Consider the following 12,850-nt stretch of genomic DNA (forward strand, 5'->3'; position numbering starts at 1 on the left):
GTCGCGTTTGAGGCAGGTTAATACATGGCTCGCCTCGTGTCCACCGGCGAGCGGCGCAGCCGAGCGCTCCTTCGTGCCACGCGCAGGTAAACTCCGGCAAATCGGGAGGCATTCGGCCGGACGACGGCCGGGAGGAGAAGGAGCGCCGGTGCCACGGTCCAGGTCTCGGACAGCGGATCTCGTCTGGTACGAACGAGCGGACGGCGGCCTGCGCAAGCAGCCCGTGCAGGAGCGTTCGCGGGCCGTGGTGGAACAGATTCTCGAAGCCGCGGCCGAGCTGGTGCAGGACAGCGGGTTCGAGGCGGTGATCGGCTCGCCGACCCTCCTGCTGGACCGGACGGGCGTCAGCCGGGGCTCCTTCTACGCCTTCTTCGAATCGCCGGAGCACGTGCTCGACGAGCTTTGCTACCGGCAGATGAAGGATTCCACGGCGACCTTCCAGCAGGCGCTGGACGCCCGGCGGGGACGCCGGTGGAACGAGATCGTCGACATCCTCGTGGACTACTACGCCGAGGAGCACCGCACGCCCTTGGTGCGCGAGCTGTGGGTCCGGCAGAACCTCACCCAGCGCGTCCGCGCCCTCGACGAACTCTGCATCGACGACTGGGCCGGCCGCGTCCTGGACCAGTTCCGCCGGCACGCCCCCAAGTTCGACGGACTGACCCGCCTGCACTGCAGCGTCGCCCTGCACGCTCTCGAACGGCTCGCCCAGTTCGCCTTCACCGACGACGAGGACGGCGACCCCGCCGTCATCGACCAGGCGCGGTTGATGCTGACCCAGTTCTTTGCCGCGCACGCGGGGAAGTAGCCCGCCGACCGGCTGAGGGCGACGGCGGTGTCCGGCCGCGAGCGCGTCGGCAACCCGCCGGTCGTCCGCCGCCGGTTCGTGGCAAGTGCTGCATGGTCAGGGCATATGCCAGTCACGGCTGTGCCACGTGCTGACAGCTCAGACCTCATGGGATCGAAACTCGCCTAAGCGTTGACATCGCAGGCGTCGGTCGCCTTAACTAATACGACCCGAGTCGCGTCACGCGTTCAAAAGACGGCTGAGTTGGCTCGATGAAGCGATGCTTGCCGGAGACAAAGCGCGAAGCGCTGGAGCGCCAAGAAGCCAACAGGCAGGGGGTGGGTTTCGCCGCGCGACCTGTCCCACCGTTGCAGTCTCCCTGAACGCGAAGGAACCGTCATGGACGGCACGATTGATTCAACCGGTTACGCAGAAACGAGCGAGACCACGCCGGTCGTCACCAGCAAGCTGAAAGGGAACCTGGGGGTTCCGCACCTGGTGTTCACGGTCATGGCCTTTCAGGCCCCGATCGTCGCGTTCCTCGCATACACGCCGGTCGCGATCCTGCTCGGAAACGGTCTGGGCACCCCGGTGGCCTACTTGGCGGCCGGGGTCGTCCTGGCGCTGTTCGCCGTCGGTCTGCTCGCGATGGCGAAGCACGTGCCGAATCCCGGCGGCTTCTACTCCTTCATCACCCGCGGGCTCGGACGTCGCGTCGGCTTGGGGTCGTCGTTCGTCGCGCTGATCTGTTACTACTTCACGCTGGTCGGCATCTACGTGCTGATCGGCATCTCGCTCAAGTCGTTGTGCACAGACCTGTTCCATGGTCCTTCGATCGCGTGGTGGCTGTGGACGCTGGGAGCGTTCGTCGCGGTGACGGTTCTCGGGCACTTCCGGATGGACGTGTCCGCGAAGGTGCTGACGGTCTTCCTGGTCGCTGAGCTGGTCCTGGTCGCCGCATACGACATCGCGGTCGTCGGCCGGTTGGGGATCCACGCCCTGTCGCTCCAGCCGCTTTCGGCCCACCATGTGTTCTCCGGGTCGCTCGGTCTGGCGCTCATGCTCGGGGTCGGCCTCTTCGGCGGATTCGAGGCGACGCTCGTCTTCCGCGAGGAGGTCCGCGACCCGGACCGCACCATCCCGATGGCGACCTACATCGTGATCGGCGTGGTCGCGGTGTTCTTCGGCATCTCGACCTTGATCTTCATCAACGCCTACGGAGGAGAAGCGGTCCTGTCGGCCGTCGGAGGCAGCAACGCCGCGTTGGCCAGCATTCAGGGCTACGTCGGCACCTGGGCGATGCACATCGCCGAAGTCCTGTTGGTAACCAGCAGCTTCGCCGTCAGCTTGGCGGCCCACAACATCACCGGGCGCTACTTGTACAGCCTGGGCGCCGATGGCATCATCCACCGCTCCGTCGGTCGCGCTCACCGCAAGCACGGGTCCCCCCACGTCGCGTCTGCGTTGGTAGGCCTGGCTGTCCTTGCTGTGCTCGTCCCATTCACGATCTCTGGCTCTGATCCCCATTTGTTCTATGCCCACTTCGTCGGCGTCTACAGCTACGCGCTGCTGCTTCTGCTCCTTCTGACCGCGATCGCCGTGCCGGTGTTCCTCCGGCGGAACACCGGTGTCGGAGCGACTTTCTTCAACTCGATCGTTTGCCCGATTCTGTCGATCGTCGCCCTAGGTCTTTCCGTCGTGATGGCGACCAAAAACTTCGATCTGATGATCGGAGGATCGAAGACGCTCGCGATGGTGATGCTCGGGGGCCTTTACGGCGCGCTCGTGCTCGGCGTCATCCTCGCCACCATCTACAAGCGGTGGCGGCCAGATGTCTTCGCGCGCATCGGTCGCCAAGAGTGAATTCATCCACGACCGGCCAGGTGACGACCCGACCGATTGAGCAGTGGAGAACCAATGACCAACCTAGCTGCGAACCTCGTCAGGACAGCCCGGCTGTCGCCCGACCGGCCAGCGGTGAAACTGGACGAGTTTGTGCTCACGTACGCCGACCTGTACACGGCCGCCTCCGCGATCGCGTGCGACCTGGCCCGGCGCGGAGTCGAAGCGGGCGATCGCGTCGCGGTTTCCCTGCCCAACGTCCCCGCATTTCCGGTTGTCTTCTACGGCGCCCTGTTGGCAGGAGCGGTGGTAGTCCCGATGAACCCGCTGTTAAAGCGTCGCGAGGTCGACTACTACCTGAGAGACTCCGCAGCCATGGTGGTCTACCACTCGACCGAAGGAACCGAGGCGGTGGCGGTCGCTTCCGATGAACTCGGCATCGACGCGATTGCGGTCCCGGTCACTGGTCCGGACTCTCCGGGAAGCGGAACTGCGGAACCTGTTCCTCGCCTTGAGGACGACACGGCGGTGATCCTCTATACGTCGGGGACGACGGGCAGGCCCAAAGGTGCTGAACTCACCCATCGGAACCTGTCCTCGAACGCGGCCACGACGGTCGAGACGTTGCTTCAGACCAGCGCCCAAGACACCGTCATGGGTTGCTTGCCGCTGTTCCACGTGTTCGGCTTGACGTGCGGCCTCAACGCCTCGGTTCTCGCCGGCTCCTGCCTCACCCTCATGTCTCGCTTCGATGCGGCCAAGGCGCTTCAGGTGATCAAACGAGACCGGGTGACCGTTTTCGAGGGCGTTCCGACAATGTATGCCGCCATGCTGAACTGCGCCGAGGGCGCTGAGGCCGACCTGAGTTCGCTCCGCACCTGCATCAGCGGGGGAGCGCCCATGCCAGTCGAGGTCTTGGCTGAATTCGAGAAGCGCTTCGGCTGCGAGATCCTCGAGGGCTATGGCCTGTCCGAGACATCTCCCGTTGCGTGTTTCAACCATCCCGGACAGGAGCGGCGCGCCGGCACGATCGGCGTCGCCATACGGGGATGCGAGGTGCGGGTCGTCGACGAGCACGGCGAGGACGTTGCTGAAGGTGTTCCCGGCGAGATCGCGATCCGAGGCGAGAACGTGATGGCGGGCTATTGGGGGCGACCTGGTGACACGGCCGCCGCGATACCCGACGGCTGGTTCCGTTCGGGGGACATTGCGACCAAAGATGCCGACGGCTATCTCACGATTGTCGACCGGAAGAAGGACATCATCATCCGCGGTGGCTACAACGTCTACCCGCGCGAGGTGGAAGAAGTGCTCTACGAGCACCCTGCCGTGGCCGAGGCAGCTGTCGTCGGGGTGCCGCATCCCGAACTCGGCGAAGACGTCGCAGCTGCGGTGGCACTCAAGCAGGACTGCGTGGTTTCCCCGGAAGAGCTTAGGTCTTTCGTCAAAGCAAGACTTGCTGCCTACAAGTATCCGAGGACGGTGTGGCTGCTCGACTCGCTTCCCAAAGGACCGACCGGGAAGATTCTGCGCCGCGAGGTCCAAAGCATGGCAGGCGCCGATAGGCCTGATTGAGCGTTGAGCGTGGTCAAACGCCTCTGATCCCTCGTGGAGTTGGACAAACAAGGAGGATCCCATTGTCCGAGAAATTGCGCACAGTTCTTGGTGACATCGAGCCGACGGCCATGGGCGGCACGCTGCCGCACGAGCACTTGCAGGGCATCTGCGACATGTACTGGTACCCGAACGACGACCCGCTCGCCGATCCGGAGCCGACCGCCTCGCCGCGCCTCGACAACCTGTGGCATTGGCTCGAGAACCCCGTCGCCAATCGGGGAAACATGTACATGACCGATGAGCACGACTCGATCGAGGAACTCAAGGGCCTTCCGGAGCTCGGCATCAACACCGTCGTCAACCTGACTCCGATCGGAATGCATCGCAATGCCGCGGGGCTGCGCAGCATCTCGCAGGAGTCCGGGGTTAATATCGTGGCGGGCTCGACGTACTACGTCGCCGACGCACTCCCCGACGAGGTGAAGGCGATGTCTGAGGACGAGATCACCGAACAGATCGTCAACGACATCACCGTTGGCATGGAAGGCACCGACATCCGTGCCGGAATCGTCGGAGAGGTCGGCTTGTCGTGGCCGATCGATCCCGTTGAAGACCGGGTCCTGGCCGGAAGCGTTCAGGCGCACCTCGCAACCGGTGCGGCGTTGTCGATCCACAACCCGTACTACGTCCCGGGCGCCGAGGCCATGGCGAAGGTCGCCCAGCGGGTCGCCGAGCTCGGCGCCGACATGAGCCGCGTGATCATGGGGCACTGCGACGGCTTCACTCGCGATCCGCAGTTCTACGACATCGCCCGGGAGTACGGGTGCTACGTCGAGCTCGACATGTTCGGTTACCAGTCCGGCTACGAGGCGGAAGTCGACTTCACCTACCCCTCCGACACCGACCGGGTCGACGCGATCCTGCGAATGATCGAACTGGGCATGGCGGACCGCGTGCTGCTCTCCCACGACATGGTGTTCAAGACGACCCTCAAGAAGTACGGCGGGTTCGGGCTGGGCCGCATCCACCGCGTCATCAAGCCCTGGCTGGAGCGGCGCGGAGTCGACGCCGACACCATCGACCAGATCTTCGTTCGCAACGCCCAAACCGTTCTTCCGATGAAGACCGACAGCTGACTCAGTTCATTAACCTCCCGATTTCACGCGAAGGGGTGCGTTGGGTGAAATCGGGAGGCTAATGCTGTGGCGCGTTCTCATAGCTGGCAGTATCCATGCCAGACGTGAGCCAGTGCTGCGGACCGGGCGCGAATCTCGAGAGCCAGACGTGCGCGGGTACGTGAACGCCGCACGTGAACTGGTATCCAGTGACGTCCAGCTAGCGCAGCAGCGATGGCTTCGGCAGCACCCAGGACGGGGGTAACGCAGCGACGCGGCCACGGGTCGCGCTGCTACCGGGTTTCGTTGTCATCACAAGGTCAAACATGCTCAAGCGCTAGATAGTCGCCCACACCAGGCCTGACCCGCGCCGCAAATGCATCTACGATGCCGAATGGACAAGGTTCGGTTGAATCGAGGCAAGCGTGCCAGAATCAATGGTGGTTCGGTAACAGGATCCTTGACGGTCGCGATGCGGCTCGCGGGGGAACGGCCCGCCGACAGGCGTGCCTCAGCCCGGCACGGCAGCACGCTGAGGAAACGCGCTCCGGCGTCTGGGGACCGGGCACGGCGGCCACACCGGGAGCAACGCGTTCTCGCACGAGTCCGAACGATTGAGTGTGCGGGGGGAGATTCTCGCCACGGTGGCCGTTGCCGTTGATCAGCCCGCGGGGAGGTCCGCGTCCTTGAGGGGCTTGTGCCCGCGGCCGACACAGTCTCCTTGCAGCCTTCCGCCGGTTGCATCAGAAGCGAATCACCGGCGCTCGTTTGCCGGACTCTCCCAGACTTCGTACGCGAAGGTCGGCAACGCTGGTAGACGGTCGCCGACCTGCTTTCGCTTGTTCTGTCGAACAACAGCACCGCTCTCTTGACGCCGGCCGACGCGAAGCAAATCAGCGCGCTGCGGACCGGGTATCCGCGATTCCGGTGCGTCGATGCGCTGGATGGACCGCAATGACCTCGATGAAGCCGGTGGGCTGCCCCCCCGCCGTCTTCGAGTTCGAGGATCCGGCTCAGCAGCACCCCGGCGGGCTCGTTGTCCCGAAGCGCGAGGAGTCGCGGGCCGGCCCCGAGATCGGTCTCGAGGCGTCCTTGCCACCGGTGCGGCGTCCACGGTATGTAGCCGCCCCAGTGTTCGGCGAACGCTTCATTGATGATCGTTATCCACGCCGTGTCGTTCGCGGCCGCTGTCGGGTACGCGTGGATAACGATCATCACGGTGCGGTGCCGGCTGATCGAGCGCGGTGCAGTCCAGCCGCCAGAATTCCCGAACCTTGGCGTAGCCGGGCGGTCTCGCGCTCCCGCTGCCGCGAAGGTGCGAAGAACAGCAGCGGCTGGGGTCGCGGTGTTCGTGCCCACCCGAAGAGCGCGTCTTCGGTCTTGCGATCGTCCGCTACCACCTCGACGAATCTGGTTTGCGCGAGCGGCGTTCCCCCGCCCACGCCAGGGCGAGGTCGGTGTCTTGGTCCGGTTTCACAGGGGCCCAGCGTAGGTTCGCGCAAAAGCTGGCACCGGTGGGGTGCGCTCGGCGCTGTGCTGCGCCGGATCAACCGCTTCCTCCCTTAGGCCTGGCAGCTCGAACCCCCGCTAAGCATGCTGGTAAGCCGGTCAGGGGGCGGTGACGGGAGTCCTTCGCGGAGCTCCGCTAGACGGACAACGAAGGCATTCGGGTCTCTGCTCACCGAAGGGTGGGCCGGCTCGCCGATACGCCGGAGAATTATCGTCTCTGTTCGGCAGAAGCTTTCTGGCGCTGCGAATAGCGGGCCCGGCGATGTTGCGATCGACCGCTCCCGCGCGGCCACCCGGCAGCGCGCATGCGCGGACCAGGTCCAGACTGGCCGGGCCCGACCGGGGCAGTCAGTGGATGTCCGGGTTGTGGCCCAGCCGGCGGGAGATCGCTTCCGCCGTGCTGGCGACCACGGGTCCGATCCGGTCCAGCGAGCGTGCCATGCGGTCGCTCAGGCCGGCCACCGAGATCGCCCCGACCGGTGTTCCGGTGTGGTCCAGCACCGGTGCTCCGCAGCAGGTGCTGTTCTCGTCGAATTCGCCACGTTCGATCGTCCAGCCGCGGGCGGCGGCCTCGTCCAGGTCGCGCTCGAGGTCGGTCCGCCTGGTGATCGTCCGCTTCGTGTGCGGGGTGAGCCTGATCGAGTGCAGCAAAGTCCGTCGTTCGGGCAGGGGCAACGCCGAAAGGTAGGCCTTGCCCACCGCGGTGCAGTGCAGGGGGCGGCGGGCGCCGAGTTCGGCGTTGACCGTCACCGCTTGCGGACCGCGTTCCCGGTAGACGAACACCATCTCGTCGCCGGACAGGACGCCGAGACTGACCGTCTCCCGGGTCTGCTGGGTGAGCAGCCGCAGCAGCTCGGGAGCTACGTGCACGACGTCGGTCGCCTGCACGGCCGCCATCGCGAGCCGGGCCGCGGCGGGGCCGAGCTTGAGGCGGCCGTTCGAACCTGTGACGACGTAGTCGGTTTCCCGCAGTCGGTCGACGATCCGGTAGGCCGAGCTGCGGCTCATGCCGGCGACCGCGGCCAGCTCGGCGATGGGGGCCTCGCCCGCGGTGGAAAGGTGGCTCAGGATCGCCAGTCCCCGGTCCAGCGATCCCTTCGGCCCCTCGGCGTCCTCGGCCATCACGGTTCTCCCGAAATCCTGCTCACCGGGACAGTGTGCCATTGCGTGGAGACGATGGTCAGGCGGAGGTGATCGTCGCCGTGTCGCTGGTCCACGCGCGGGCCTGCTCGGTGAGCGAGAACCCGAGCCCGGGCCGGTTCGGCACGATCATCCGGCCGTCCCGCAGTTCCAGGCGCTCGTGGAACAGCGGCTCGAGCCACTCGAAGTGCTCCACCCAGGTGGTGCCCGGGTAGGCCGCGGCGAGATGCAGGTGGATCTCCATCGCGAAGTGCGGGGCCAGTGACAGTTTCCGGTGGTCGGCCAGTGCCATGATCCGCAGGAACGGGGTGATGCCGCCGACCCGCGGGGCGTCGGGTTGCACGAAGTCGGAGGCGTCCTGGCGGATCAGGTTCCAGTGCTCGTCGACGCTGGTCAGCATCTCGCCGGTGGCGATCGGCGTGTCCAGGGTCGCGGCCAGTCGTGCGTGGCCCTCGGCGTCGTAGCAGTCCAGCGGTTCCTCGATCCAGGTCAGGTCGAAACGCTCCAGCGTCCGGCCGATCCGCTGTGCGGTGGCCCGGTCCCACTGCTGGTTCGCGTCGACCATCATCGGGAAGGCGTCCCCGAGGCGTCCCCGCACCGCCTCCACCCGCCGCAGGTCCTCGCGTGTGTCCGGCTGCCCGACTTTGATCTTGATGCCGCCGATGCCGCGCGACAGCGAGAGCGACACGTTGTCCAGCACCTGCTCGATCGGCATGGACAGGTAGCCGCCGGAGGTGTTGTAGCAGGACACCGAGTCGCGGTGCGCGCCGAGCAGCTTGGCCAGCGGCAGGTTCGCCCGCTTGGCCTTGAGGTCCCACAGGGCGATGTCGAACGCGGCCATGGCCTGGGTGGTCAGTCCCGTGCGGCCCATGGACGCGCCGGCCCACACCAGCTTGTTCCACAGCCGGCCGATGTCGCTGGGGTCCTCGCCGATCAGCTCGCTCGCGATCTCCTGTGCGTGGGCGTACATGCCGGGTCCGCCGGCGCGCTTGGAGTAGCCGAACCCGATGCCCTCGGCACCGCTTTCGGTGCCGATCTCGGCGAAGAGGAACGCGATCTCGGTGAGCGGCTTCTGCCGTCCGGTGAGGACTTTCGCGTCGCTGATCGGGGCGGTCTTCTCCTCGTCGCTGAGCCATTTCGCGTCGGAAACCTTGCTGTCCAGCCAGAAGAACGCGAACACCCCGACCGCGACCGAGGTGAGGCCCTCGACGAGGAACATCCACTGCCAGCCGTGCAACCCGAGAGTGCCCTCCAGTCCGAGCAGCGGGCCGGACAGCGGACCGGACAGGGAGAAGGCCAGCAGCGCTCCTACGGCGTAGCGGGCGTTGGCCCGGCCGCGGTGCGAGTTGGGCAGCCACTTGGTGAGGTAATAGAGCACGGCGGGCACGAAACCGGCTTCGGCGACGCCGAGGAGGAATCGCAGGACGTAGAAACTGGCCGGGCCTTGCACGAGCATCGTCGCTGCGGAGATCAGCCCCCAGCTGACGCAGATGCGCGACAGCCAGATCCTCGGGCCGAACCGTTCCATCAAAGCGTTGCTGGGCACCTCGAAGATCGTGTAGGCGACGAAGAACAGGCCTGCGCCGAACCCGTAGGCGGCGGCGCCGATCCCGAGGTCGGCTTGGAGGTGGGTCTGGGCGTCTTCGACTCGCTCCACAGCCGCCGGATCACCCTGACCGCACCCGGTGCCCCGGCGATCACCATGACCCTCGGCGGCGGCTTCGACCACCTGGCGATCTGGTCGCCGGGAGACGCCGGCCTGCTCTGCGTCGAACCTTGGGCAGGACTGCCCAGCCCCCTGGACTACGACGGCGAGTTCACTGCCCAGCCGGGTCTGGAGGCTGCGCCGCCGCGGGGCTCACGCACGTTCTTCTGCGTGCTCGCCGTGCGATGAGCCCGAGTGCGTTTCTCTGCTTTAGGCCGGGGCGTCTCCTGGCCCCATCCGCTGCGGGAGCCCTTTGCATGGTTCGAGCTGGTGGCGCGGTTGAGTCCAGTCCTGCTCTGGCGACGACCGGTCGGACTCAGCGGGTTCGGGTGGTGGTCGGGAGGGTGCGGCGGCGGGTGGTTTCGTAGTGCTGGATGGCGGTTTCGTGCTGGAGGGTGAGTGCGATCTCGTCGTAGCCGTGCAGGAGACGGGTCCGGATGTCGGCGGGGACGGTGAACGGGGCTTCGATGCCGCTGGCGCGGACGAGGCAGTTCTGGAGGTCCACGGTGACGGGGCTGGTGGGTGTTCGTTCGAGGAGGTTCCACAGTTCGGTGACCGTGGCCTGGGGGAGGACGACGGGCAGCAGTCCGTTCTGGGAGGCGTTTCCGGCGAAGATGTCGCCGAAGCGGGGTGCGATGACGGCGCGGATGCCGTAGTCGGCGAGGGCGTAGACGGCGGCTTCGCGGGAGGATCCGGTGCCGAAGTTGTTGCCTGCCACCAGGATGGTGGCTTGGTGGTAGGGCGGGCGGTTGAGGACGAACTGGGGGTCGTCGCGCCAGTCGGCGAACAGGTCCTGGCCGTAGCCGGCTTTGGCGAGGCGGGTGAGGAAGCGGACGGGGATGATCTGGTCGGTGTCGACGTCGCTGGCGCGCAGGGGTGCGGCTTGTCCGGTGTGGACGGTGAATTGCTGCATCAGGCTTCCAGGTCTTTCGGGGCGGCGAGGTGTCCGGCGACGGCGCTTGCGGCGGCGACGGCGGGGGAGACGACGTGGGTGCGGGCGCCTTTTCCTTGCCGTCCTTCGAAGTTGCGGTTGTTGGTGGAGGCGGCGCGTTGTCCGGGGAGGAGGCGGTCTTCGTTGACCGCGGCGCAGAGGGAGCAGCCGGAGGTGCGGAGCTGGATGCCGGCGGCGGCGAAGATGTGGTGGAGTCCTTCGTCGACGGCTTGCTGGCGGACGGTGTCGGAGCCGGGCACGAGGTAGACCTCGACGCCGGGGGCGACGGTGCGGCCGCGCAGGACGTCGGCGGCGGCGCGGAGGTCTTCGATGCGGCCGTTGGTGCAGGAGCCGATGAAGACGGCGTCGATCGGGATGTCGCGCATGAACGTGCCCGGTTTCAGGTCCATGTAGGACAGTGCGCGTTCGGCGGCGGCGCGTTGTGCGGGGTCGGCGAAGGACGAGGGGGCGGGCACGGTGGCGTCGATCGGGACGCCTTGTGCGGGGTTGGTTCCCCAGGTGACGAAAGGGCTGATCTTGTCGCCGTCGAGGACGATGTCCTTGTCGAACACGGCGTCGTCGTCCGAGCGGAGGGTGCGCCAGCGGGCGGTTTCGGCGTCCCAGGCGGGGCCGGAGGGAGCGTGCCGGCGTCCGCGCAGGTAGTCCAGCGTCGTCTGGTCGGGGGCGATGAGGCCGGCGCGGGAGCCGGCTTCGACGGTCATGTTGCACACGGTCATCCGGGCTTCCATGGACAGCGCGTCGATGGCCGGTCCCTGGTATTCGATGACGTGTCCCTGCCCGCCGGCGGTGCCGATTTCCGCGATGAGGGCGAGGATGAGGTCTTTTCCGGTGACGCCGGGCGCGAGTGCGCCGGTGACGGTGACGCGCATCGTCTTCGGGCGGGCGAAGTGCAGGGTCTGCGTGGCGAGCACGTGTTCGACCTGGGAGGTGCCGATGCCGAAGGCGAGTGCTCCGAACGCGCCCATGGTCGTGGTGTGGGAATCGCAGCACACGACGGTCATCCCGGGGTGCACGAGGCCGAGTTCGGGGGCGATGACGTGCGCGATTCCGCGTTCGGGGTCGCCGCGGCGGTAGATCTCGATGCCGAATTCGGCGCAGTTCTCGGCCAGCAGCGCGGCTTGGCGGCGCATCGCCGGTTCCTCGATGGCCTTGAACAGGTCTCGGGTGGGGACGAGGTGGTCTTCGGTGGCGAGGGTGAGGTCCGGGCGGCGGACGCGGCGGCCGGCGGTGCGCAGCGCGTCGAACGCGATCGGGGTGTTGACCTCGTGCAGCAGGTGGAGGTCGACGTAGAGCAGGTCGTCGCGGACGATGTGGTCGCGCCAGATTTTCTCGGCGAGCGTCAGGCCCATGGCGGTGCTCCTTCGGTGTGGTGGCGCAGCGTCGCGAGCAGCGCGGGGAGATCGGCGGATTCCGCGAGCACCTGGCGGAGGCGGGCTTCGGCGGCCTCGGCGGTTTCGCAGCGGGCGAGGACGTCCTCGACGGCACTGGCGGGGACGACGACGGTCCCGTTGTCGTCGGCGACGGCCAGGTCTCCGGGGAGCACCAGCACGTCGGCGATCCGCACGGGACCGTTGAGTTCCGCGGCGTCGAGCCGGCGGCGTGCGTTGGCGGGTGCCGCGCCGAGACTCCACACCGGCAGAACGTCCTTGCCGGACAAGGCATCGAGGTCCCGGACCGCGCCGTCGACGACGATCCCGGCGACGCCGGCGAGTGCGGCCCACGCCGCCGAGATCTGCCCGACGACGGCGTGTCCGGTGTGTCCGCCGGTGCCGATGACAGCGACCGCGCCGATGGGCGCCAGCCCGTACAAGTCACGGTCGCCCAGTACGGCAGCCGCCGGATCTCCGGCGGGTTCGTAGCGCAGCGTCACCGCCGGCCCGCAGACCCGGCTTCCCGGCCGGACCGCGCGGAGCCCGGGACGGCATGCGGCGTCGAGGCCGAGCGAATCGAGGGCGTCGGCGACCGCGCACGTCATGTCGGGCAGGGCGAGGTAGCGCTCGATGACCTCGGTCGCGGTTGCGGGCACTGCGACAGCGCGGACACGGTCGGCCGGGACGGTGCCGACGCCGGATGGTTCCATGAGGCACTCCTGATGATGGATGGCAACGAGGAGAGTGCCTGGCTGCTGCCGATGTGGCAAGCAATCGGAAAATATCTAGGCCACTGGTACATTCGATGCGCGTCGACCGGGACGGGAACGGCACACGTGGCCCACCGGCGGCGCCGATGCGCGGAGGAGGCCC

At 67.1% G+C, this 12,850-nt stretch carries 10 protein-coding genes; 5 read left to right on the forward strand and 5 right to left on the reverse strand.

Annotation, left to right across the window (positions count from 1 at the left end; translation table 11 throughout):
* Window positions 1–148: 148 nt before the first annotated feature.
* From L942_RS41175 to L942_RS41190, 4 genes are all read left to right on the forward strand, one after another.
* The gene (locus L942_RS41175; RefSeq protein ID WP_200863085.1) at window positions 149–808 is read left to right on the forward strand and encodes a TetR/AcrR family transcriptional regulator; all 660 of its coding nucleotides are present in this window, start codon (window positions 149–151) and stop codon (window positions 806–808) included.
* A gap of 378 nt (window positions 809–1,186) precedes the next feature.
* Window positions 1,187–2,650, forward strand: coding sequence for an APC family permease (locus tag L942_RS41180; RefSeq protein WP_051166590.1), 1,464 nt, complete (start codon window positions 1,187–1,189; stop codon window positions 2,648–2,650).
* Between the two features lie 54 nt (window positions 2,651–2,704).
* On the forward strand, window positions 2,705–4,204 hold the full coding sequence (locus L942_RS41185; RefSeq protein WP_037370787.1) for a long-chain-fatty-acid--CoA ligase: 1,500 nt from the start codon (window positions 2,705–2,707) through the stop codon (window positions 4,202–4,204).
* A 74-nt stretch (window positions 4,205–4,278) separates the two neighbouring features.
* Window positions 4,279–5,322, forward strand: a complete 1,044-nt coding sequence (locus tag L942_RS41190; RefSeq protein WP_268745770.1) for a phosphotriesterase family protein — start codon at window positions 4,279–4,281, stop codon at window positions 5,320–5,322.
* Between the two features lie 1,836 nt (window positions 5,323–7,158).
* Here L942_RS41190 and L942_RS41195 read toward each other — a convergent pair.
* Window positions 7,159–7,932 (reverse strand): IclR family transcriptional regulator, encoded by a 774-nt coding sequence (locus L942_RS41195; protein WP_037370789.1) that lies wholly within the window; start codon window positions 7,930–7,932, stop codon window positions 7,159–7,161.
* Window positions 7,933–7,990: 58 nt separating this feature from the next.
* Complete coding sequence (locus tag L942_RS41200; protein ID WP_158684616.1) at window positions 7,991–9,607, reverse strand: L-talarate/galactarate dehydratase; 1,617 nt, start codon at window positions 9,605–9,607, stop codon at window positions 7,991–7,993.
* On the opposite strand from L942_RS41200, the gene L942_RS41205 reads away from it, so the two are divergent.
* A complete protein-coding gene (locus L942_RS41205; RefSeq protein ID WP_037370790.1) occupies window positions 9,578–9,844 on the forward strand; it encodes a hypothetical protein in 267 nt (88 codons plus the stop codon). The genes L942_RS41200 and L942_RS41205 overlap by 30 nt on opposite strands.
* Window positions 9,845–9,971: 127 nt before the next feature.
* On the opposite strand, the gene leuD is transcribed toward L942_RS41205, so the two are convergent.
* From leuD to L942_RS41220, 3 genes are read right to left on the reverse strand one after another with little or no spacing between them, the layout of a single operon-like run.
* Window positions 9,972–10,568, reverse strand: coding sequence for a 3-isopropylmalate dehydratase small subunit (leuD, locus tag L942_RS41210; protein WP_037370791.1), 597 nt, complete (start codon window positions 10,566–10,568; stop codon window positions 9,972–9,974).
* A complete protein-coding gene (gene leuC / locus L942_RS41215; RefSeq protein ID WP_037370792.1) occupies window positions 10,568–11,956 on the reverse strand; it encodes a 3-isopropylmalate dehydratase large subunit in 1,389 nt (462 codons plus the stop codon). The genes leuD and leuC overlap by 1 nt, the downstream gene beginning before the upstream one ends.
* A complete protein-coding gene (locus tag L942_RS41220) occupies window positions 11,947–12,687 on the reverse strand; it encodes an RraA family protein (protein WP_037370793.1) in 741 nt (246 codons plus the stop codon). The genes leuC and L942_RS41220 overlap by 10 nt, the downstream gene beginning before the upstream one ends.
* Window positions 12,688–12,850 lie beyond the last annotated feature (163 nt).

The organism is Amycolatopsis orientalis DSM 43388, from assembly GCF_000411975.1.
Lineage (GTDB): Bacteria > Actinomycetota > Actinomycetes > Mycobacteriales > Pseudonocardiaceae > Amycolatopsis > Amycolatopsis orientalis_D.

Bases quoted from the DNA above. Each gene is read 5' to 3' on its own strand.
- leuD (WP_037370791.1), bottom strand. From the start codon at position 10,568: ATGCAGCAATTCACCGTCCACACCGGACAAGCCGCACCCCTGCGCGCC.
- leuC (WP_037370792.1), bottom strand. From the start codon at position 11,956: ATGGGCCTGACGCTCGCCGAGAAAATCTGGCGCGACCACATCGTCCGC.
- L942_RS41195 (WP_037370789.1), bottom strand. From the start codon at position 7,932: ATGGCCGAGGACGCCGAGGGGCCGAAGGGATCGCTGGACCGGGGACTG.
- L942_RS41185 (WP_037370787.1), top strand. From the start codon at position 2,705: ATGACCAACCTAGCTGCGAACCTCGTCAGGACAGCCCGGCTGTCGCCC.
- L942_RS41220 (WP_037370793.1), bottom strand. From the start codon at position 12,687: ATGGAACCATCCGGCGTCGGCACCGTCCCGGCCGACCGTGTCCGCGCT.
- L942_RS41180 (WP_051166590.1), top strand. From the start codon at position 1,187: ATGGACGGCACGATTGATTCAACCGGTTACGCAGAAACGAGCGAGACC.